At 48.8% G+C, this 20,229-nt stretch carries 19 protein-coding genes, 13 tRNA genes and 2 pseudogenes; 24 read left to right on the forward strand and 10 right to left on the reverse strand.

The window, feature by feature from the left end; all coding sequences use genetic code 11:
- Nucleotides 1–168: 168 nt before the first annotated feature.
- The 15 genes from A8707_RS16130 to A8707_RS16190 all read left to right on the forward strand — a co-directional run bounded on the left by A8707_RS16130 (nt 169) and on the right by A8707_RS16190 (nt 3,666).
- Nucleotides 169–245, forward strand: a tRNA-Asp gene (locus A8707_RS16130).
- A 92-nt stretch (nt 246–337) separates the two neighbouring features.
- A tRNA-Cys gene (locus tag A8707_RS16135) sits at nt 338–412 on the forward strand.
- 6 nt (nt 413–418) lie between these two features.
- Nucleotides 419–490, forward strand: a tRNA-Ile gene (locus A8707_RS16140).
- A 5-nt stretch (nt 491–495) separates the two neighbouring features.
- A tRNA-Trp gene (locus A8707_RS16145) sits at nt 496–566 on the forward strand.
- A gap of 38 nt (nt 567–604) precedes the next feature.
- A tRNA-Glu gene (locus tag A8707_RS16150) sits at nt 605–678 on the forward strand.
- Nucleotides 679–764: 86 nt separating this feature from the next.
- Nucleotides 765–846: transfer RNA gene (locus A8707_RS28265), tRNA-Ser, on the forward strand.
- 84 nt (nt 847–930) lie between these two features.
- A tRNA-Phe gene (locus A8707_RS16155) sits at nt 931–1,004 on the forward strand.
- A gap of 34 nt (nt 1,005–1,038) precedes the next feature.
- A tRNA-Asn gene (locus tag A8707_RS16160) sits at nt 1,039–1,113 on the forward strand.
- 5 nt (nt 1,114–1,118) lie between these two features.
- Nucleotides 1,119–1,192 (forward strand) — tRNA-Gln (locus A8707_RS16165).
- 33 nt (nt 1,193–1,225) lie between these two features.
- Nucleotides 1,226–1,299: transfer RNA gene (locus A8707_RS16170), tRNA-Gln, on the forward strand.
- A 127-nt stretch (nt 1,300–1,426) separates the two neighbouring features.
- Nucleotides 1,427–1,501, forward strand: a tRNA-Ile gene (locus A8707_RS28270).
- An 86-nt stretch (nt 1,502–1,587) separates the two neighbouring features.
- Nucleotides 1,588–1,662, forward strand: a tRNA-Lys gene (locus A8707_RS16175).
- Between the two features lie 31 nt (nt 1,663–1,693).
- Nucleotides 1,694–1,769, forward strand: a tRNA-Leu gene (locus A8707_RS16180).
- Nucleotides 1,770–1,820: 51 nt separating this feature from the next.
- Nucleotides 1,821–1,955, forward strand: a complete 135-nt coding sequence (locus tag A8707_RS30255; RefSeq protein ID WP_269452733.1) for a hypothetical protein — start codon at nt 1,821–1,823, stop codon at nt 1,953–1,955.
- Nucleotides 1,956–2,484: 529 nt separating this feature from the next.
- Nucleotides 2,485–3,666 (forward strand): RtcB family protein, encoded by a 1,182-nt coding sequence (locus tag A8707_RS16190; protein WP_068818272.1) that lies wholly within the window; start codon nt 2,485–2,487, stop codon nt 3,664–3,666.
- 45 nt (nt 3,667–3,711) lie between these two features.
- Here A8707_RS16190 and A8707_RS16195 read toward each other — a convergent pair whose 3' ends face one another.
- On the reverse strand, nt 3,712–4,770 hold the full coding sequence (locus A8707_RS16195) for a hypothetical protein (protein WP_068818273.1): 1,059 nt from the start codon (nt 4,768–4,770) through the stop codon (nt 3,712–3,714).
- A 287-nt stretch (nt 4,771–5,057) separates the two neighbouring features.
- Here A8707_RS16195 and A8707_RS30260 point away from each other — a divergent pair, with 287 nt between their 5' ends.
- From A8707_RS30260 to A8707_RS28285, 7 genes and pseudogenes are all read left to right on the forward strand, one after another.
- The gene (locus tag A8707_RS30260) at nt 5,058–5,303 is read left to right on the forward strand and encodes a tyrosine-type recombinase/integrase (RefSeq protein ID WP_269452734.1); all 246 of its coding nucleotides are present in this window, start codon (nt 5,058–5,060) and stop codon (nt 5,301–5,303) included.
- A gap of 19 nt (nt 5,304–5,322) precedes the next feature.
- Nucleotides 5,323–5,841 (forward strand): hypothetical protein, encoded by a 519-nt coding sequence (locus tag A8707_RS16205; protein ID WP_068818275.1) that lies wholly within the window; start codon nt 5,323–5,325, stop codon nt 5,839–5,841.
- Nucleotides 5,842–6,182: 341 nt separating this feature from the next.
- Nucleotides 6,183–6,907: pseudogene (locus A8707_RS28280) on the forward strand (DNA/RNA non-specific endonuclease).
- 15 nt (nt 6,908–6,922) lie between these two features.
- Entirely contained in the window at nt 6,923–7,330 is a 408-nt protein-coding gene (locus A8707_RS16215) for a nuclease A inhibitor family protein (RefSeq protein ID WP_068818276.1), read from the forward strand.
- A gap of 124 nt (nt 7,331–7,454) precedes the next feature.
- A pseudogene (locus tag A8707_RS16220) lies at nt 7,455–7,910 on the forward strand (Hcp family type VI secretion system effector).
- 183 nt (nt 7,911–8,093) lie between these two features.
- Nucleotides 8,094–8,525, forward strand: a complete 432-nt coding sequence (locus A8707_RS16225) for a hypothetical protein (RefSeq protein ID WP_068818291.1) — start codon at nt 8,094–8,096, stop codon at nt 8,523–8,525.
- 122 nt (nt 8,526–8,647) lie between these two features.
- Complete coding sequence (locus A8707_RS28285) at nt 8,648–9,007, forward strand: hypothetical protein (RefSeq protein ID WP_156518640.1); 360 nt, start codon at nt 8,648–8,650, stop codon at nt 9,005–9,007.
- A 283-nt stretch (nt 9,008–9,290) separates the two neighbouring features.
- Here the strand turns inward: A8707_RS28285 and A8707_RS16235 are convergent, their stop codons facing one another.
- From A8707_RS16235 to A8707_RS16250, 4 genes are all read right to left on the reverse strand, one after another.
- Entirely contained in the window at nt 9,291–9,686 is a 396-nt protein-coding gene (locus A8707_RS16235) for a hypothetical protein (protein WP_156518642.1), read from the reverse strand.
- Nucleotides 9,687–9,844: 158 nt separating this feature from the next.
- On the reverse strand, nt 9,845–10,030 hold the full coding sequence (locus tag A8707_RS16240) for a hypothetical protein (protein ID WP_068818279.1): 186 nt from the start codon (nt 10,028–10,030) through the stop codon (nt 9,845–9,847).
- 241 nt (nt 10,031–10,271) lie between these two features.
- Nucleotides 10,272–10,550 (reverse strand): hypothetical protein, encoded by a 279-nt coding sequence (locus A8707_RS16245; protein ID WP_068818280.1) that lies wholly within the window; start codon nt 10,548–10,550, stop codon nt 10,272–10,274.
- 20 nt (nt 10,551–10,570) lie between these two features.
- A complete protein-coding gene (locus A8707_RS16250) occupies nt 10,571–11,173 on the reverse strand; it encodes a GNAT family N-acetyltransferase (protein ID WP_068818281.1) in 603 nt (200 codons plus the stop codon).
- A 248-nt stretch (nt 11,174–11,421) separates the two neighbouring features.
- Here A8707_RS16250 and A8707_RS16255 point away from each other — a divergent pair, with 248 nt between their 5' ends.
- A complete protein-coding gene (locus A8707_RS16255; protein ID WP_068818282.1) occupies nt 11,422–11,754 on the forward strand; it encodes a YidH family protein in 333 nt (110 codons plus the stop codon).
- Between the two features lie 187 nt (nt 11,755–11,941).
- Here the strand turns inward: A8707_RS16255 and A8707_RS16260 are convergent, their stop codons facing one another.
- On the reverse strand, nt 11,942–13,858 hold the full coding sequence (locus A8707_RS16260; RefSeq protein WP_197484810.1) for a heavy metal translocating P-type ATPase: 1,917 nt from the start codon (nt 13,856–13,858) through the stop codon (nt 11,942–11,944).
- An 84-nt stretch (nt 13,859–13,942) separates the two neighbouring features.
- On the opposite strand from A8707_RS16260, the gene A8707_RS16265 reads away from it, so the two are divergent.
- Nucleotides 13,943–15,055: a precorrin-8X methylmutase gene (locus A8707_RS16265; RefSeq protein WP_068818284.1), complete on the forward strand. Its 1,113-nt coding sequence runs from the start codon at nt 13,943–13,945 to the stop codon at nt 15,053–15,055.
- 74 nt (nt 15,056–15,129) lie between these two features.
- Here the strand turns inward: A8707_RS16265 and A8707_RS16270 are convergent, their stop codons facing one another.
- The 4 genes from A8707_RS16270 to A8707_RS16285 all read right to left on the reverse strand — a co-directional run bounded on the left by A8707_RS16270 (nt 15,130) and on the right by A8707_RS16285 (nt 20,077).
- Nucleotides 15,130–16,836, reverse strand: a complete 1,707-nt coding sequence (locus A8707_RS16270) for a multicopper oxidase family protein (RefSeq protein WP_068818285.1) — start codon at nt 16,834–16,836, stop codon at nt 15,130–15,132.
- Between the two features lie 148 nt (nt 16,837–16,984).
- Entirely contained in the window at nt 16,985–17,554 is a 570-nt protein-coding gene (locus A8707_RS16275; protein WP_068818286.1) for a cupredoxin domain-containing protein, read from the reverse strand.
- Nucleotides 17,551–19,854, reverse strand: a complete 2,304-nt coding sequence (locus A8707_RS16280; RefSeq protein WP_068818287.1) for a heavy metal translocating P-type ATPase — start codon at nt 19,852–19,854, stop codon at nt 17,551–17,553. Before A8707_RS16280 ends, A8707_RS16275 begins: the two co-directional genes overlap by 4 nt.
- 28 nt (nt 19,855–19,882) lie before the next feature.
- Nucleotides 19,883–20,077 carry a heavy-metal-associated domain-containing protein gene (locus A8707_RS16285; RefSeq protein WP_068818288.1) on the reverse strand — a complete coding sequence of 65 codons (195 nt, stop codon included), beginning with the start codon at nt 20,075–20,077 and terminating at the stop codon, nt 19,883–19,885.
- Nucleotides 20,078–20,229: the final 152 nt, after the last annotated feature.

Consider the following 20,229-nt stretch of genomic DNA (forward strand, 5'->3'; position numbering starts at 1 on the left):
TAGAACGACGTTTGTTTCTATAAGCAACGTCAACTACATCAGAACCTTGAAAACTAAATAATAGAAATTTCCACCTTAATTCAAGGCAAAAGGAAATACACAAACGCAACGATGATTATTAGTCAGTCAACGTGATTGTTTACTCGATTTCCTTTTGCCTCCTAACACGGGGGTGTGGCTCAGTCTGGTCTAGAGCGCCTGTTTGTCGAACAGGACATCGCAGGGTTCAAATCCCGCCACCCTCGCTCGTGGGGACGCGAATGGTGTTTGACTGCTCCGAAACCAACAGACGGACGGTTGCAGGATTGGGGTTCAATTCCCCACGTCTCCACTTCATCTCCAGGTTGCCAAGTGGGAAGGCGTTGGTCTGCAAAACCAATCAACGAGAGTTCGATTCTCTCCCTGGAGTCCATTTAATTGCAGTGTCACCTAATGGTAAGGTACTCGGCTCATAACCGAGCTTATGCGAGTTCGACTCTCGCCACTGCGACCCATGCAGAGATGGTGTAACGGCAGCACAAAGGTCTCCAAAGCCTTTTGTCCGGGTTCAAATCCTGGTCTCTGCGTTCTAGGGTGTGCCCCCATCGTAGAACTTTCAAAGCTTGGTGCCGTAGGCAAACTGGTAAAGCCACAGAACTTTCAATTCTGCGTTTGCGGGTTCGACTCCCGTCGGCACTGCCTGGGTAGGGTTGCAAATGGCTAAAGCAACCTGACGATCAATCAGTGGTTATCGACTTTGGGGGTTCGAGTCCTTGTCAAATTATGGAGAGTAACCCTATCAGGCGATAGGCGCTGTTTGCTAAACAGATGGAGTTAATGCTTGTGGTTCGAGTCCACTGCTCTCCGCTACGTGAAGACGTGGTGTAACGGGATCAACCCATCGGTCTACGAAACCGAATGGGGGTTCAAGTCCATCCGTCCTCGCCTTTTCCCCCGGTAGCTCAGTCGGTAGTAGCGCCTGTTTGAAGAACAGGAGGTCGTCGGATCGAAACCGACCTGGGGGACTGACGATCGCAACTATCCGACCTCACTTTTTATTGCTCCATAGCTCAATGGCAGAGCGTTCGGTTGTTAACCGCAGGGTTGTAGGTTCAAATCCTACTGGAGCAGCCATTCCTTGCCGAGTGGACGAATAGGTAGAGTCACCCGTCTCTGAAACGGGAATTTGTAGGTTCAAATCCTACCTCGGCATCTACTGCGATCGCTCACGATCAAAGACGTTTAGTGGGAAGTACGCAAATAGGCAAAGCGACTTGACTTTGAATCAAGTGGTTGAAGGTTCGATTCCTTCCTTCCCAGTCGGGAGGCGTGAGATGTAATTGGGTCACTATCTCTATTCTCCTGTTTCTTTTACTCCTGTCGGGTAGAGGTGGCTGTCTCAAGAATAGTTTGTGTACAGGTTCGACTCATACCAGGAGTATACCCAGCACCGAAGGCGGAAGTAGTCTACGCGCACGCCCGATAAGCGTGTTATTAGCAGGTTCGAGTCCTGCTCGGTGTATCAATCTGGGTCGTTGGCATGGTTATGCAGCCGCCTTTTAAAGGGAGCGATCGAGGTTTAACTCGACCCACCAAAATCAACTCTTTGGGCGTTTGGCAGAACGGTGATGCTCCTGACTCTTAATCAGGCTGACGTAGGTTCAACTCCTACAGCGCTCACCAACTTGCTCACTCATGAGCAGCAGTCAACCCTTGCTCCTGTGACGCAAATGGCAGACGTGTCCGACTTAAAATCGGAATCTTTGCGAGTTCGACCCTCGCCAGGGCAGCGGGGATAGAGCAACAGTGGCTCGGCAGTCTCATAAGCTGCACATCAGTGAGTGCAATTCTCACCCGCGTCCAATAGGCTGGTGGCGCTCGATCGGGCGCAGGTTCAACTCCGACCAGCCTCAGAATATTTACACCAAAACGCGGATGTGGTGCAAGCGGCAGCATCAGAGGATGCCAATCTCTAGACTCGGACTCGTGTCTAGAGATTCGCTCTCAAAGTCCTGTAGCTCAACGGTAGAGCATCTGGCTTACAAACAGAGTGTTGTGGATTTGAGCCCTACCACTCCTGCCAAATCTGGGGCTGTAGCTTAACTCCGGTCTTATTGGCACCAAACCTAAAATAAGCGATCGGTAATAACAATACTCCGGACATTTTTTTGAACGGTTCCACAAGGCTTTCAGAGTTTATGGTTCAAGGATCGAGCTATTTTTTCAGAGTTAGCTCTGCCTCTGACTTGGAAAAAAAGATCTTGTCCACGGCAGAATAAGGGTTTGAGCCTTAAAATCTGCTCAAATTTTGTCCGGAGTATTGTAATAATGGAAACAAAGTATATCGGCAATGCACATCGGTCTACGAAATCGAAAGCGTTCAATTCTGAATATCTCCGCTGTGCTGGTGTAGCTCAATAGGCAGAGCGCCTGCCTTGTAAGTAAGATGTTGCAGGATCGTCACCTGTCACCAACTTGACCATTCAATCATAAGGACACGATTCTATGCCTTACAAAGCCGTTAACTTCTCAACTAAAACGCCTGTGTTGTCTTGGGCAAACCATGACTTAGGGCACGAAGAAATCAGGATGGCAAAGAACGTCGCTTCACTGCCGTTTATCTTCAAGCACGTTGCTCTGATGCCAGATGTTCACCTGGGGAAAGGTGCGTTGGTCGGCTCCGTTGTGGCAACGAAAGACGCAATTATTCCTGCCGCCGTGGGTGTGGATATTGGATGCGGTATGTGTGCGGTGAAAACACCGTTTCGGGCTGAGCAATTGGAAGGCAAGCTGAAGAAAATCCGCCTGGATCTTGAAGCGTCTATTCCCGTGGGTTTCAACGAGAACAAAGACCCTGACAAGACTGCTTCTAACTGGCAAGGCTGGAAAGACTTCAAAGAATTGCATTCTGGTGTCCAGGATTTACAGGGAAAAGCAATGCGACAACTGGGATCGCTCGGTGGTGGAAATCACTTCTGTGAGGTTTGCCTGGATACCGACGATCAAGTTTGGCTGATGCTGCACTCTGGTTCTCGCAACATCGGCAATATGCTCGCGCAGGCACACATCAGCACAGCAAAAAATCTGGCGAAGATGACGGATACTCGTCTTAGCGATCCTGACTTGGCTTATTTTGTCGCACAAACTCCTGAGTTTGCTGCCTACTGGCGCGACCTCCAGTGGGCACAAGATTACGCCCGCAGGAATCGCGAAGTGATGATGGCTCGATTCCAAAAAGTCGTTGAAACCCATTTGGCTGGCGGCAAGCAAACCAAACCTTTGCTGCAAGTCAACTGTCATCACAACTATGCCGAGAAAGAAGTTCACTTTGGTGAGGAGGTGTACATTACGCGTAAGGGCGCAGTCAGAGCACAGGACAATGACTACGGCATTATTCCAGGTTCAATGGGTGCGAAATCTTTCATTGTCAAAGGCAAGGGAAATCTCGAAAGCTATTGCTCTTGTTCACACGGTGCCGGACGGTTGATGTCCAGAAATAAAGCAAAGAACTCCTTTAACCTGGATGATTTGATCGCTCAAACTGCTGGAGTTGAATGCCGTAAAGATGTCGGAGTTCTCGATGAAATTCCGGGTGCCCATAAGCCGATCGAGCAGGTGATGGTAAACCAGTCCGATCTCGTTGAAGTGGTCGCAACCCTCAAACAGGTGGTCTGCGTCAAAGGTTAGAAAAATGTGCGGATATGAACCTTCTAGCAAGAATCCTGCTTGCCTCTACTCCACGAGAAGTGTAGGAGAGGTCGCTCCCGTCTCTTTGCCCGATGCCTTGAATTTAAACTGGGCTGGGTTACTGTGCGTTTTCTCCAGAAAATTTCTCCGCACTCCGCGAGTGAGCGTACCTGCCACACTTTTGATCGCTCTCGGCATCTCAGATTCCTCAAACTCCCCATAGACCTCACGAATGATTTCCACCGTGGAGAACGATCGCGCTGGGTCAGTTGCCGTCACATTGACCATTGCCTGAAGCGGTTCCATTCCCCGAAACGATCGCTTGGTCTTTGTAGCCTCGAAGGATTGAGCTTTGGGTTGTTTTGCCTTCTCCTTCGCTCTGGCTCGCGGTTGAGCTTTGCCTTTGGCAGCTTTTTTGGATGACCTTTCTGGGGAGTCAGACGGCTCATCGTCATCGGGTTCTGCTGAAGTAACCTCGATAGCCTCATCCGATTGGTCATCTGTTAGTGCACCTGCTGGCGACTTTGCGCCCGTCAAAGCTTTGAAGAGGGGCGGATTTTCTTGCACTCTTTCTAACCATCCCTTTTTCGCTCCCCCGACTAAGGTGATTTTCACACTTCGTTTTGCAGTGGGTAAGTCTGCGGGGTCAAACTCGTCATAGACGGTGCGAATAACTTCTTCAGCATCAAACGTCTGCTCTGGAGATTGCTCAATCACTTGCACCATTGCTTTGATCGGAGACAGTCCTGCGAACTCAGGTTTGAGCACCTTGCTATTGAATTGATGGGCGGCTGGGTGCTGACCTTTTCCTTCAGATTTTGGTTTCGATTGACCTTTCGGAGTTGAGGTCTTTTTCGCTTGCTTTGCAGGGTGTTCTGGAAGTGATTGTTCTGATGGCTGAACGATCGTTTCGCCGCGACTCCCATAACCGTTATGGGCTTGCCCGTCGTTTAAAAGATCGTTCAACTGTTGCAGAGCACGATCAAGGGCGGCAGTTGCTTGCTGAACAGCAGTTTGAATGACAGCATCTCGATCTGCGGTTAACCGCGCTCGCTCCTGCTCTAACTGCTGCTTAGTTTCGTTGCTCAAGATGGAATAGGACATCACGTTGCCTCAATCTGTCAATATTTTGATTGTAGTGCGAGGAACCGGAAATTTTGAATCTCATCCAGGGTAGATGCCCCTTGGGGCATAAGAAATGCTAAAAAGTGGCTATTCCATACTCCGCCGCAAGCGGACGGAGCCTTTCACAGCGAGGAGAACCTTGCGCGGGATTGAAGCAATGGCAATGATTCGCAAAAGACAAGTGAAAGGAATCAACCAAGGGAGCAGTGTGTCGCAGATGAAGTTCATTGCAAAACTCTTTGGAGTGAGTGCTTAAGACAACGAGATTGGCACAGTTCGTTTGTCGCCTTAAAAAGTTTGCGACAGAACCAGAACAGGTGGGTGAAGCGGCTAACTTGGAAATCAAGGCTCATGCTTACAGGCTGCGGCACTCGTGCGAGTATTGGCTGGCGAATCAAGGCTATGACACGCGATTGATTCGAGATTATTTGGGGCACAAGAACATTCAGCATACAGTGAGGTACACCAAGCTGAATCCTGAGCGGTTTCGAGAGATCCGATGGTCAATATAAATTTAGCCTGACTACACCCATGAAGCCTCGAATTTTGAACGGATTAGCGATCAGCATTACAGTTCTCACTCTCACCAGTTGCACCGGGGAAAATGGAATTATTCCGCAAACTCATTGTAATGCTGCGATCGCAACCGCAACTCAAACTTGGGAGGTGGACTATTACATCAGCAAAACCAGTGGCGGTTTGAATAGTAGCCGAACTCAGTCGTTTCAAAGCAATACCCTGACAAACCTGAACGGAGAGAAACCTGCAACGGCGGTTTCGGGTGACGACAACGGGATTTGGTGGGCTGCTCTGCCTCCTCGTCCCACTGCTGATGAAGTCGATCAACACCGTGATATTCAAGAACAAAACGACCCGCCTTTGTTGCAGCGATCGGTCGATCATCAACTCCGGTGTGAGACTGGAACCCTGTTGACAGACGCTCTAACGTATCGGGAAGTCAGCAGAGCCGTTCGCGTAGGACAAGCGGCGAGAGTGAGCTATTTGGGGAATCGAGCGTTAAAGGTTGAAGCCAAAGAGGTCAAACCGTAATCCCTATCTGCTTCTCAGCCTACTTCTGAGTGTCTATAAGAATACTGGAGGGGGGAGATCAACAGGTAGGTCGATGGATGAGATCGCGACGTTGTAAGTAACTTTTCGTCACGAGTAAATTCTTTAGCGGTTCCTTAACCATAAATTATTCTTCAAACCCTTATTTCAAGGCTTTACTGATGGGGTTCACTGGTGGTTCGTGAGGCATTGACATGATGGTTAGCTCAAAGTTTTTGCAGCGCTCCTTCACTTGGGTCTGTCTGGGTGTCCTGTCATTTTTGATGGTGATTGGAAGTGCGACAATCTTACAGGCTCGTAACTTTGGTAGTGTTCAGCTTTTAATGGGCGCTCCCAGTTCTGCAACCAAAGATCCTGCTAACAAAAACGATTTTTTGATTGCCCGACGGCAATATGCGCTTTCCTACAACAACGAGAAGGGCACCCCAAATTGGGTGAGCTGGCAACTGAACGCCTCTTGGCTCGGAAGTGTCGATCGCTGTGGCGGTTTCAGCCCCGACCCCCTCCTCCCCAAAGACTTCAATATTGTGAAACCCAACGAATATACAGGTAGTGGGTTTTCCCGGGGCACATGACACGATCGGGTGATCGCACTGCTAACACAACTGACAATTGCGCGACGTTCTTCTTGACCAATATCGTTCCTCAAACTCAAGAGCAGAATGAAGGTCCTTGGTTAGAGCTTGAAAATCTGTCTAAAGAGTTAGCACAGTCAGGCAAAGAGCTTTACATCGTCGCTGGACCACTCGGAGAAGGCGGAACAGGTTTGAAGGGAGCAATGACTCGAATCAAAGACAAAATTACTGTCTCTGAAAGCACCTGGAAAATCGTGGTGATTCTTGACAAGCCTGGTTTAGGCGTAAAGGGCGTGACCACTAAAACCCGCGTGATCGCTGTCAGAATGCCGAATACGTTGGGTATCCAGTCTGATAGCTATAAAAAGTATCTAACGACTGTGGATGAGTTGGAAAAGCTGACGGGATACGATTTTCTCTCGGATGTGCCTGTAGGTGTTCAGGCTGTGATTGAGGCAAAGAAAGATAGTTAGCTTATTGAGGAATCTATGAGCGATCAGGGTGACGAACTCGTTAAGGTGCTGCAAAATCTAACGAATGATTTGTTGTGGATTAGTGAGATTGACTCTCCCTTTAAAGTTTTCCAATGGGAAAACCAATCTGCCAAGCTGACTGACCAGCAGATTTTAGAGCGAACCCATCACTCGATGGATACAGCGCTCGAAACAGTTTCCTTTGATGAGTTTTTTGCGGCTGCCACCCAGGATCAAGATTGGTTTGGTACAGAGGAAAAGGCAGTTGCAACAAAATATCGCTTGCTTGTAGACCTGCTTAAGCAGCATCTCAGCGACTTGAAGGTTTACCGAGTGGGAGAGATCAGGATTAATCTCTACGTTGTGGGGCAAATGCAGACAGGCGAAGTGATCGGACTGGTAACACAAGCGGTTGAGACTTGAGAATCCGGTGAATCTGTGAATTTTTGTGAGTGCTAAAAGAAATCAGGCTGCTCGATCGTGTTTATGCTGTTGACCCACTTAATGGAGTGTAAACAGCATGAGTTAAATAGAGTGTTTTCTGAAAATCGACGGCATTGAGGGCGAAAGCCAAGATGCTCAGCACAAGGACAAAATCGCGATTCAGTCCTAGTCTTGGGATGAGAGTCAATCAATCCTGTCAAGTTCAGGAAGCGGCGCGGGCGCAGGCAAGGTGAATTTGCAACCCTTCCAGTTCATGATGCCTACCAGTAAAGCGAGTCCCAAACTCTTTCTCGCTGGAGCATCCGGGCAACCTCTCAAAACGGCAACGCTCACCTGTCGGCAGTCTGGGCAGAAAGCGAGAGAGTTCTTAAAAATTACCCTTTCTGATGTGCTGGTGTCCTCGTTCGGAACGAGTAGCGATACTTCGGTTCCGGTCGATCAACTCTCTCTCAGCTACACGAAGATTGTGTACGAATTTACCTCACAGAGGGCGGATGGCTCACTCGATACGATCGTGAAAGCGGGTTGGGATGTAAAGGCGAATAAGGCAAGCGATTGAGTTCTTTCAATCACCCGATGACTCACTAACACTCAAACGGGCTGAAGATAGCCCCAACGGGTACTGTGAAGCGATTATACCCGTGAGCAAGATGGAACTATCCACGATTGACGCTAACCCTACCGAGTTTGAATGATCAGCGTGGATCATGACTATCTCTTATTAATCACTGGAGTTTCTGAAATGTTCAACCGCTCAATCACGATCGCCACTTGTGGGACCCTCTTTGCTGCTGGCTTGATGGCTCCTGCGTTGGCGGCTCCTCAAGACTTTGTGGGCAATTGGGTCAACGTTGATAGCAATACACGCGGCATTACTCGCTTTGTCGTGACGGCTCCGCAGCCCAACACCTTGAAGGTTCAAGCGTTTGGAAAGTGCCATCCGACTGACTGTGCCTTTGGAACGACCCAATTCACAACCTATGGCAACAGCGTCCAAGATACTGACCACAAAGAAGGGACGGCAACCTATCGTCAAAGCTTTGCCAATGACTTTTTAACGTTCGCATTGGGAGGAGCGAATAAAAATCAGATTTTACTCCAAAGCTTTACGCAGTTTACCGATAACAGTGCCCGTCAAAACTACTTTGCTCAATACCGATTCAAGCGCTCCTAGAGCGTGAGTGCTTTGCGTTTAGAGCAATGGCTCCTCCTAATGTTGGGCGATCAGGGAAGGAACATGACTAAATCACCAATCCTGCCCCTACACAGTTTTAGAGCTTTGAATTTGGAAAATGTATGATGTACCACAAGATTTTAGGGCTACTGGCTCTCTCGCTGTTACTGCCGGGAGTTGTCCTATCAGCCCAATCCCCAGGACAAGCCATTATCGTTCAAGGAGGAACCAATCGTGTCGTTTTGTTTGGGGATGGATCAAAACGATCCAGCGTTCAAACCCCTGGTAGTTTTGTTCAATTAAATCCTCAACCTCTACCGCCTGATAGTTCAGTTCAATTAAATCCTCAACCCTCACCGCCTGGTGGCTTAGTCGAGTTGAATCCTCAACCTCTACCACCGGGTCGTTCTCCCCCTGGTTCTTTCGTCCAGCTAAACCCACAGCCAGAACCACCTGGAATAACAGACTCTGGTCTTAAATAGCTTGGGCTAGAGATTAGTTGCACCCTTAGAACAAGACGGCAAGGATGATGAGAAATCTTTGCCGTTCTGCTTTGTGCCATCGGTACTTGATAGTCATCCTTTTGTGATCTTCCAAGCGCTCTCTGCACCATTGCGACCTGTACGAGTGCAGATTATCAACTCCGGTGTGAGATTGGAACCGTGTTGATGGATGCTCTAACGTATCGGGAAGTCAGCAGAGCCGTTTGTGCAGAACAGGCAGTGAGGGTGAGCTATTTGGGGAATCGAGCGTTTAAGAGTCGGGTTATGCCTGCCAAGTGACTCTCACCCCATTCCTCCAGCATTGGGTGCAAATTTGGTCTAAGACAGTCGGGTCAACCTCCCTATACAGATGAATGCGCTTCTGATGACTGGGATAGTAGTAGCAATATGCCAGAATTTGCCCCAAGGCGTGCTTCCAGCGGGCGGCAGCCTCAACCTCAATGATCTCTGTCCTCGTCACAATATCGACTCTGCCGGTCGGAGTCGTGACTTCAGTGACTCCGCTCAACGTGCGGGCTAACTGATCGCGATACATGCCCTCTGATTTATGTGCTCCTTTCCTAGAGCGTCCCCGTGAAGGTTTTGAAGGCGGCGACGGGATTTGAGGCAGTTCGGGTGGACGAAAGAATTCCGGTGGGGGACTAACTGATGGAGCCATTCTCGTAAAAAGTGAGCAGGGTCCGGGAACACAGAGCGGGTTTCCTACAGAGAATCAACAACTCCGCCGCAAGCGGACGGAGTATGAAACAGCCACTTTTTAGCACTTCTTACGCCCCAAGGGACGGGGAATCTACCCTTGATGAGATTGAACGGATTTTAGTTCCGGCTGGTCGTCATGGCGGTGGTCACCAGATGAGCAACCCCGATCGCAATGCCAATTTGCCAAGAGTGGGGAACGAGCGTGTATCGGACCCACCCGCTGAAGCTATCGAGAATCGTAGCCACTGAGTGCAATCCCCAGCCCACTGTTAATAAGAGAACATAAAAGGGATTGCTGAACATGAGTGTTGAGACGTGTAGAGGTGCTTTCAGAGTACCCACAGTGCTTGAAGGCTGCACCAGGTAACTCTATTTCCTCTTAAAGCTTCATGAGCTATGAAGGAAGCGTGAAATCAATCTCTGGTAGTCCTAAAACGGAAAGGTTAGAGAATAATCAAGCATGGTCAGAAGCTTTACAGGATTAGCCTGCCCATTGCAGACTATTTTTCTCTGTCCTTCCTAAAAGGCACTACCTTCATTCCCTCTAAACAGACGTTCGAGGAGCCAATTTCTCAGCCACTTTTTCTTGTACTTTCACCTGGAAACCTACAACCAGTTCTTCTACCTCCTCTGGGGATAGCACCTTACCAAGCTGCTCTGATAACAGTTCGATCAGCTTGATCCGATCTACGGAATTGAGCGCTAACTCTAGCGCTTTATCGAGATGAATCCCCCAGCTAGGACCTGCACTAATGTCGCAACCAACCTCTACCTCAAACTGCGCCATCTCACGAGCTTCTGCTTCTGTAACGGTGAATTTCATCGGGTACTCCCTACTTTAATCTACTCGTCTGACTCGATCTCGATTCCCATCTCTTCCAATAGAGAAGGGCGACGGCGATACCACTCAAAATAGGTTAAGTTCTCTTTTGCCGCATCTGTGCCTCCCTCCAACATCCCCATTTTACGGTAGAACTTCTCTGCGTTGGGTAATGAGTGTAATCCTACCAATCCGCCATATCCTAACTCCTCACTCCGAAACTGGGCAAACTTTAATAGCACCCGTCCCACCGCTCGAAAGCCATTGGGATCAGGAGCCGTAATCCGATTCCAAGGCGCTGTCGCCAGAGAAAGAATATAAACCAGTGGTCGGGTTGGCTCAACCTGAGATCGCTGTCCTTGAATCTGAAGCAGCATTAATCCCTGGGTCATCTCCTCACACTCGATTGCATAGCCTTCATACCGACCCTCTCCACTCCCCAAATAGAGCCGCTGCTTCTGCTCCCAGTCCCAATATTGATCGGCATCTGCCGAAGTTCTCAGTCGGTCTTTCCAAATGGTTCTGAAATCCTCTAAATGGTCTACGGTGAGCGAGACTAACCAAGCCGCAACTGCCGATTCATCTCCGACTCGAATTAATTGCACGTCAGCCCGAATGGACACCATTGAAATCTCCTGCGTAAGAGGGGCATTTCGGGATCAAGCGTCCTCGTTCTAGCACTCTTCAGGAAGAATACAGCGAGTTCTGCACGTTTCATGACCCGATTACACACAATTTGATCTAGTTGTAGCTTGTCATAGTGAGATTGATGGTTTAGCGATCGTTGAGATTAAAAGGCACTTGAGCCAGTGAGTTCGGAAGCCTCTCACCTTTGCAATAAGCATTAATGCTCAATGTTGATAGAGCTACAAGAATGCAGAATGAGAGCAACTGTCTTTGTGAGGAATTCTTCAAGCCCCCTGAACAACAAGAACCCCAAGCTCATTCCTTCTTCAGTTCTGAGCATCTTGGCGTTAGTTTAGTGGTATTTGGGATTGTGACGATCGCGCTAGCCGCGTGGCGATACAATCAGGTGTTTTGGCAAATTGAGCGCGGCAACTATCGCCCTGATCGTTCGATCGTGTGGCTGATGACGGCTGTTGTGATGGTTTTAGGATTGCTCAGTATTCCGCTACTTCTCTCACGCAATCGTCTGCCCAGTGTCCCTTCTACGCCCATTAAACCTCATTCTAGGCAGCCATTTTGACATCCAGCAGGAAATTAGACTTCTTGCATAAGTAGCAGAATGTGAGACTGAAACTGTTAGGAATTCGTTCAAGAAATGGACTTTTGCAAGAGGTCTATTGTCTATTGTCTATTGTCTATTGTGCCAGACTCCCTTTCTCAAGGTGCGAATCACTAGGGTTAGAGAAATCGAAGGAATCCGCTCATCGTCAGTTTTTCAGTAACCTTAAACCACTCAGCGTGACTAGCAACGTCGATCCCTCGTGTCCGACAACGCCAAGCGGGAGCGTCATATAGGCAAAGTTTGCGATTAACAACAGCACAATGAAACTGAGCGCAAATACAATGTTTTGCTTCACAATGCGCTGAGAGCGTCGACCGAGACGAATCGCCGTCACTAATCGTTCTAGTCGATCTGCCATCAATACGATATCTGCGGTTTCTAGCGCCACATCACTTCCGGCAGTTCCCATCGCAATTCCGACAGAGGCTTGAGCCAGCGCAGGCGCATCGTTGATGCCATCCCCGACCATTGCAACCGTTTGGTAGCGGCGTTGGAGCGATCGTACCACCTCGACTTTGTTCTCAGGCAGCAGGTCTGAATACACCTGGTCGATACCCAGTTCATGAGCAATGCTGCGAGCAGTGCGCTCATTATCTCCAGTCAGCATTACAACCTCTTGAATGCCCAATTGTTTGAGTCGAGCGATCGTCCGAATGGCTTCGGGTCGGACGGTATCGGCGATCGCGATTACGCCCAACAATTTTCCGGCATAAGCAACCCAGACCACGGTTTTTCCAGCTTCTTCAAGTTGCTGCACCGATGCAACCAAGGTTTCTGACCAACCGCTTATGTGTTCCTTGACGAAGGCTGCTTTACCGACGATCGCCAGTTGTTGATCAATTTCTCCGGTAATTCCTTGCCCAGTATGAGCCTGAACATTTGTCGCTGGCTGCCACTCAACATGCTGTTTTTGAGCAAATCTCACCACAGCTTCTCCGATCGGATGTTCAGACAGGCTTTCTAGAGCTGCCGCGACTTGGAGCAATTGGGTTTCAGCCTGGTCAACCGCCATGATTTGAACGACTTGAGGTTTTCCCATGGTGAGCGTTCCCGTTTTGTCGAAGGCGATCGCGCGGACTCGCCCAATCAATTCCAATTGAGCACCATTCTTGAATAAAATCCCTTGCCGTGCCCCATTCGCAATTCCCGATAGCAAAGTTGGCATCGTTGCTGCCATCAACGCACACGGAGACGCGACCACGAGAAAGATCAGCGCCCGATAAATGGTGGTTTCCCAACTCCAGCCCCAGAAAAAAGGCGGCGCCAGTGCCAGCAGAATTCCTGCAACTACGATGACTTTGGCATATCCTCGCTCAAACCGTTCGATAAATTGCTGTGACGGTGGGGTTTCGGTTTGCGCTTGCTCGACTAAGCGAATCACGCGCTGAATCAAGCTACTTTCAGGCGGTTGATGAATCTTGAGTCTCAAAGCTCCGTTGCCGTTGATGGTTCCGGCAAAGACTTCATCCCCGATCGCTTTTTCAACGGGCATCGATTCTCCAGTAATTGAAGCCTGATTAAGCATGCTGAATCCTTCCACAATCAAGCCATCAGTGGGTACGAGTTCGCCCGGTTTGACGATGACTTCGTTGCCGATTTGAAGCGATGAAATTGCGACTTCCTCTTCTTGTCCGTTCCGCCAAATTCGTGCTGTGTCGGAGGTCAAGTTCATCAAACCACGAATACTCCGCTCGGTTCGCTGCATGGCATAGCCTTCTAATGCCCCACTGATTGAGAAGATTAAGATCAGAATCGCACCATCCACAATAAAGGAGTATTCTCGTCGCCATAGTCCCAGCCCTGCTGCTCCTAAAGCCGCCACAATCATCAGGAGATCGACATCTAGTTCTTTTTCCTCAAACAGAGTGGTTAACCCTTCACGGGCACTTTCATAGCCCCCAATTACATAAGCCGCAGGTAAAAGTAGCAGCGCCAGCCCGACCCAGCCCGATCGCAGCGTGAGCCAGCCGAGCAAGACCAGAATGCCACAGAGGATAGCCGCGATCGCATCAGGATGCTCTTTGAGGAGAGTGGGAAAGCGAGGAAGGGTTCGTGAAGACATGGGCATCGGTAGAGACAAAATCACGCTTCTACTCTAAACCTTGACATCAGTGTCAATGTCAACCTCCTCCCTTAAGATGGAGAGATGAAAACGCAGAATCTGACGATCAAAGAACTGACCGAAGCGGTTGGCGGTAATATTACGCCTCGGATGGTGCGGCACTACCATACATTAGGACTGTTGCCTCAACCGCCCCGCTCTGCCAGTAACTATCGTCTTTATACGCATCGGGATGTGCAACAGCTCAAGCAGATTGTCGCGCTAAAACAACAAGGATTTCAGCTTTCGCATGTCCAGCAGTTACTCAGAAGCGATCCTAAAACAGATGCCGAGCAAACGCTAGTCATGCAACTGCAACTGCAATATCACACCGTTGTTCAGCAGTTAGCCCGACTAAGACAGACTGCCGCAGCGCTGGAAGGAGTATTGGGACGCGATCGCGATTGTCAAGCCATCCAAGCAGAAGCCCTAGCTCAGTTAAGATTGTTAGAAGTCGAAACCCAAGACGGATTGGGAGACTTAGAAAAACTTTGGCAGCGCTTAGATTCAGAAACTACGGCTCATCCAGAAATGTTTCAGGAATCCTTGCAACGGTTGTTGCCCGATCTGTCTGATCGGTCTGAAATTGAAGTCGATCTGCTGTCTAAGCTCGTACTCGCCTGTGGGGATGTTAGTTTAGTGCAGTTTGTTCGACGGAGTAAAACTGCGATCGTTGCCGCGCGGGATGCCCTCAAAGCAGGATGTCACATTGTCGGTGATGTCATGCCTGTAGTTGCAGCTTTGGATCAGACTCGCCTCGCTCATCTCAAGTGTTCGGTTGCAACCCTGATTAATGATCTGCATATCACCGATGCAGCAGAGGCAGAGCAAGCCTTTTGGAACAATGAGCAATGGAAAGAGCGCTTACAGCAGCTTCCGACAGGCTGCATCTTGGTGATTGGGTATGCTCCTTCTGTCTTGATGGCTGCCTGTGCCTTAATCGAACAGGGTCAGCTTCAACCTGCGCTTGTGATTGCAATGCCGATCGGCTTCAGTCACGCACCTGCTGCAAAGCGGCAATTAATGAGATTAGACGTTCCTTACATCACGATCGAAGGCACTCTTGGCGGTGGACTGCTGGCAGCAGTGGCGTTAAATGCGCTAGCGGAGTCTTTGATCGAAAAGCCAGATTGTCACTGTTACTTATCTATTTCATGAGACGAAGCACTTGATCTCGTCATTGAGAGCCAATTACAAGCATTGCACTCCAAGCAATGTCGCGATCGACAGTCTTAAGCAGTGACCCGATAGTTTCTCATCATGCCTCTATCTTCGTGTTCTAGATTATGGCAGTGATATACAAATAGACCTGTATAGTGTTCAAATTTCATCAGCAGTTTAATGCGCTCACCCGGCATGACCATCACTGTATCTTTCAATCCCTGATCAATATAGCCATCTTTAACTGTATTCCAGCCCGCTTGCAGTTCTGGTAGAACCTCGCGGCTGATGACTTGAAACTGAGTTCCATGTAAGTGAATCGGATGTGCCATCCCACTTGCATCCATCATTGCGCCACGATTGAGTTGATTAATGACTTCCCATTGCTCGATCGTATTTAGCTTCACGGTTTCTTCAGGCGTTGCTGCCTCCATCTCAAACGAGCGATCATTGATCTGCCATTGCATTCCATTCAGCGAGAGGGTTACAGGGCGGGGATTGTTGGCATTCACAGCATCTTGAGGACGTAGCAAAGGTAGACTTGCTAATTGATTCGGTAAACGTCGAGTTTCTCTTTCTTCACGATCGATCTTGATGTCGAAGAGTGGCATTGCTGTACCGACTGCTAGAGCCGTATTTCGCCCACCCATCTGCCCCATATTCCCCATACCTCCTATATTTTCAGCACCGGAAAATGCCAGACTGTTGAGCGTGAGTTCGGTTCCAACCTTCAGCTTGCTAAAGTCTGCCCAGACATCGACTCGTTCGCCGGGAGCCAACATTAGATATTTCCGTTCTACAGGGCGAGCTAGTAAGCGCCCATCCGTCGCGATCGCAATCATCGGATCACCATTACTCCATGCCAGTTTGTAGATACGAGAATTGGAGCCATTCAGAATACGAAGGCGGTAGATCCGCGTAGCAGCAGAGAGCACATAGTTTGGTTTGCCATTAACGAGAATCATTTGACCCAGGAATCCCATCATTTGATCCAGATTGCCCATCATTCCGCCCCTGTTGCCCATCATTCCGCCCCTGTTGCCCATGCCATTGTTTTGGGCTTTGCCGATTCCGTTGTCCAGATAAATCAGTTGGTTGCTCGAATCGAAAGTACGGTCTTGCAGCACGATCGGAAGGTCATAATCTCCAGCGGGCAAATTTAGAGCAATCTCTTCGTCGTCGGTGACGAGCAATAAGCCAGCTAGACCTGCGTAAGTTTGCTCTCCAGTGAGTCGATCGGGATGCGGATGAAACCAGTACGTCCCAGCGCGATTGATCACTTCAAATTCATAGATGTACTGCTGCCCTGGCTGAATCGCAAATCGGGGGTGACCGTCCATCTCCTCTGGTAACATCAGTCCGTGCCAGTGAACGATACTCGGCTGTCCTGCGGGTAGATTGTTCCGAAAATTGACGCGCACCCGTTGACCTCGACGCACTCGAATCACAGAACCCAGGTAGCTATCAGGAAGTAGCTGTAGACTTGCGGGATCGCCTTTCACAAGCTTTGCCTCATAAGACCAAACTTGTGTGGGTTGCCCTGGTTGAATCTGCACTGCTTTCGGTATTGCTTGAAGATCAATTTCGAGATCTGGTGTAAATGATGTACTCGCAGTCCTTATCGTTGGATTGCTTTGATTTGCATTCAAACTAGAAGACTGAGAGCAGCTAGACAGTAAACCATGAATTCCACCTCCTAGAATTACGCCTCCAGTCAGTCCAGTGACTTGCAAAAAATTTCGACGAGTTAAATGAGACAGATATTTGGATTGGTTCATCGTCTATTTTCCAATTGTAGGACTTACTGGGATCGCTACTATTTCTGCTTGAGCAGATTCGGTAGTCGTTGATGATGGCGTATTAGCAGCAGTAGCATTAAATGCGTTAGTCGCGTCTTCGATCGAGAAGCCAAACTGTCTTTGTTCTTTATCGGCTTTGTAGCACTTGAGCTTCATTCTGGGTCTCTAAGCTGTCGTTCCCTTGCACCTCGATTACACCGCGAAACATATTCATCCCGCAAACAAACTCATACTCCCCAGGTTGAGTTGGAGTGAACTCGATCGGGGTGACTTGATTCAGAGGTAAGTCTTTCGCAATCCGAAACTCTGGTAGGCGCACCGCTTCAAGACAGCTAGAAGGATCGCGTCGATCGAAGTTCAATCGGACAAGTTGCCCAGCCTTGACAACCACACGGTTCGGCTCATATCCACCATCTACCGTAATCGTCGCTTCTTGAACGCCTTGATGAGTGTCTGCGGTTTGAGATTTGGATTTGCTCAATAGAAACCACCATAGCTCTAGTCCAATTAGACCCACTCCTCCTAGAATGACTGTACTTTTGAGCCATAGCGGTTGATCAATCTGTCGAAATTGAGACGGTTGCTCTGTTCTAGAACCTTGCATTTGATCATGGGGTATCTGTGCAATGACTTTACTCGACACACTGCTGAACAGAACTCCAACACTGACTAAACTGCTGATGATCAATTTGTTCATAAAATTGCTTTGGGACGAAAGTTACGTAATCGGAGTGCATTCGTTAAGACTGACACTGAGCTAAACGCCATTGCTCCCCCGGCAATAATCGGATTCAGTAACCATCCGAAAATCGGAAAGAGAACCCCTGCGGCGATCGGAATGCCAATCATGTTGTAGACGAACGCAAAGAAAAGATTCTGTCGAATATTGCGAATCGTAGCGCGACTCAGTTGGATCGCAGTCACAATGCTTTGAAGATCGCCAGAGATTAAGGTAATGTCGCTCGCTGCGATCGCGACATCCGTTCCAGTTCCGATCGCAATTCCGACATCTGCTTGAGCTAATGCAGGTGCATCATTAATGCCATCTCCAACCATTGCTACAATCTTCGATCGAGTCTGTTGGCGCGATTTTGTTTGTGTTGTGGAATGTCCCAGTTTGCCACTTTGTAAGTCTGCAATCACCGCCGCTTTTTGTTCTGGTCGAACTTCAGCAATCACATTGGAAATTCCGACTTCTTGAGCGATCGCATCGGCAGTTTGTTGGTTATCTCCGGTCAGCATCACCACTTCTAAGCCTAACCGTTGCAGCGATCGTACTGCTTGTACAGATGATGGTTTTAAGGCATCTGAAATCGCCATTAAGCCCTGCAATTCAGCATCTACCGCAATTAACACAACTGTCTTACCCAAAGATTCTAAGCGACCTTTATCAGACTGTAGCGGCTGAGTCTGAATGCCCAATTCTTGCAGCCAGCGCTGTGTGCCGATTTGAATCAAGCGATTAGAGACAATGCCTTGCACACCGCTTCCCGCGATCGCTTCAAAGTTCTGAGCATCTTTTAAAGTGACTTCTTGAACCTGAGCGTAGCGCACGACTGCTTCAGCTAATGGATGCTCAGAATTACGCTCAACCGATGCTGCAAGCTGAAGTAACTTCAGTTCGTTTGCACTTCCAACCGTGGTAAGAAAATCTGTCACCGTTGGTTTTCCCTGCGTCAAAGTTCCGGTTTTATCTAGCACGATCGTTTTAATTTGATGCGCCAGTTCCAAGCTTTCCGCACCTTTGATCAAGATGCCGTTTTCCGCTCCTTTTCCTGTACCAACCATGACTGATGTTGGGGTTGCAAGTCCCAATGCACAAGGACAGGCAATGATTAACACGCCGATCGTAGTCACGATTGCTAACGTGACGTTGCCCATGATGGTGAACCAAATCACAAAGGTTGTGATTGCGATCGCCATGACAACGGGCACAAACCATCCGGTCACTTGATCCGCTAACCGCTGAATCGGTGCTTTTGATCCTTGCGCTTGCTGAACAAGCTGCACGATCTGAGCCAGAACAGTATCTTTGCCAATCCGTGTGGCTCGAAATCGAAAGCTACCCGTCTTATTGATTGTTGCGCCGATCACTTCGTCACCAGGCTGTTTCTTAGTCGAAACACTTTCACCCGTGACCATTGATTCATCAACTTGCGAACTTCCCTCGACGATCTCACCATCCACCGGAATCTTCTCGCCGGGTCGCACAATCACAACATCGCCAATCTGCACATCTTGAATAGGTACTTCTAGCTCTTGCCCGTTGCGAACAATCCGAGCATCCCGCGCCTGCAATCCAATCAGCGATCGAATCGCTTCCGAAGTTTGTCCTCTCGCCCGCATTTCAAACAGCCGACCGAGCAAAATCAATGCGATGATCACGTTTGCAGGTTCGTAGTAGACATCCGGGTTCAATCCTTGAGCAATGAAGAAGTTCGGGAAAAAAGTTGCAATGATCGAATACAGGTAAGCAGAGCCAGTTCCCAAAGCAACCAGCGTATCCATCGTGGCAGTATGGCGCTTTAGAGCTTTCCAGGCATTGATGAAGAACTCTCGACCTGCCCAGAGCAATATAGGAGTCGAAACAATAAGCTGTAGCCAGGGATTGTGCAACCACATCGGAATGAATGGCAACGGCAATCCTAGCATCATGGGCAAAGAGCCAATGACTAAGACAGCCCCGATCGTACCTGCAACAATAACCTTATTGCGTAGATGACGAAATTCTCGTAGTCTTGCTGTTTTCTCAGTCTCACTTTCATCAGTAATGAATTTAGAGTCTTGCAGCGATCGAGAAGCATAGCCAGCATCAACGATCGCTTGTTGAATCTGCCCTAGATTAGTGCGTTTTGCATCGTACTGAATGCTTGCTTGCTCGGCTCCGAAGTTGACGCTAACTTCTGCGACACCCGGAACCGATCGAATGGCATCTTCCACGCTGCGGGCACAGGAGGCACAACTCATGCCCTGCAACTTCAAAGTATTGGTTTCCATAGTTTAGGAAAATGAACAAAGAACTAGACTAAGCAACGGTGTAGCCTGCGCTGCTTACAGCTTCTTTAACGCGAGTCTCCGGAGCTTGCGTTTCGACCTGCACAAGTTTTGTTTTAGGGTCGGCGTTTACCTGAGCATCTGCATCAATTTCTTTGATCGCATTTGTAATTGTCTTACTGCAAGCAGAACAAGCCATATCTGGAACTTTAAATTGGAGCGTCATGATTTCAAGTCCTTTAAATAAATTCGATAAGTTTATCTTGAACTCTCTAGTCAATCAATAGTTCGGACAGTTTTTGCGGTCAGACGTGGACAGAAAAGCTATCCATCAGCTAGGGTGCAGATTAGAAACAAAGCGCACCGGATGGATAGCCA

The sequence above is a fragment of the Phormidesmis priestleyi BC1401 genome (assembly GCF_001650195.1).
Classification (GTDB): Bacteria; Cyanobacteriota; Cyanobacteriia; order Leptolyngbyales; family Leptolyngbyaceae; genus Phormidesmis_A; species Phormidesmis_A priestleyi_B.

Bases quoted from the DNA above. Each gene is read 5' to 3' on its own strand.
- A8707_RS16270 (WP_068818285.1), bottom strand. From the start codon at position 16,836: ATGAACCAATCCAAATATCTGTCTCATTTAACTCGTCGAAATTTTTTG.
- A8707_RS16190 (WP_068818272.1), top strand. From the start codon at position 2,485: ATGCCTTACAAAGCCGTTAACTTCTCAACTAAAACGCCTGTGTTGTCT.
- A8707_RS16195 (WP_068818273.1), bottom strand. From the start codon at position 4,770: ATGTCCTATTCCATCTTGAGCAACGAAACTAAGCAGCAGTTAGAGCAG.
- A8707_RS16245 (WP_068818280.1), bottom strand. From the start codon at position 10,550: ATGAAATTCACCGTTACAGAAGCAGAAGCTCGTGAGATGGCGCAGTTT.
- A8707_RS16240 (WP_068818279.1), bottom strand. From the start codon at position 10,030: ATGTTCAGCAATCCCTTTTATGTTCTCTTATTAACAGTGGGCTGGGGA.
- A8707_RS16275 (WP_068818286.1), bottom strand. From the start codon at position 17,554: ATGAACAAATTGATCATCAGCAGTTTAGTCAGTGTTGGAGTTCTGTTC.
- A8707_RS16260 (WP_197484810.1), bottom strand. From the start codon at position 13,858: ATGTCTTCACGAACCCTTCCTCGCTTTCCCACTCTCCTCAAAGAGCAT.
- A8707_RS16280 (WP_068818287.1), bottom strand. From the start codon at position 19,854: ATGGAAACCAATACTTTGAAGTTGCAGGGCATGAGTTGTGCCTCCTGT.
- A8707_RS16225 (WP_068818291.1), top strand. From the start codon at position 8,094: ATGTTCAACCGCTCAATCACGATCGCCACTTGTGGGACCCTCTTTGCT.
- A8707_RS16265 (WP_068818284.1), top strand. From the start codon at position 13,943: ATGAAAACGCAGAATCTGACGATCAAAGAACTGACCGAAGCGGTTGGC.
- A8707_RS16255 (WP_068818282.1), top strand. From the start codon at position 11,422: ATGCAGAATGAGAGCAACTGTCTTTGTGAGGAATTCTTCAAGCCCCCT.
- A8707_RS28285 (WP_156518640.1), top strand. From the start codon at position 8,648: ATGATGTACCACAAGATTTTAGGGCTACTGGCTCTCTCGCTGTTACTG.
- A8707_RS16250 (WP_068818281.1), bottom strand. From the start codon at position 11,173: ATGGTGTCCATTCGGGCTGACGTGCAATTAATTCGAGTCGGAGATGAA.
- A8707_RS16235 (WP_156518642.1), bottom strand. From the start codon at position 9,686: ATGGCTCCATCAGTTAGTCCCCCACCGGAATTCTTTCGTCCACCCGAA.
- A8707_RS16215 (WP_068818276.1), top strand. From the start codon at position 6,923: ATGAGCGATCAGGGTGACGAACTCGTTAAGGTGCTGCAAAATCTAACG.
- A8707_RS16285 (WP_068818288.1), bottom strand. From the start codon at position 20,077: ATGACGCTCCAATTTAAAGTTCCAGATATGGCTTGTTCTGCTTGCAGT.
- A8707_RS16205 (WP_068818275.1), top strand. From the start codon at position 5,323: ATGAAGCCTCGAATTTTGAACGGATTAGCGATCAGCATTACAGTTCTC.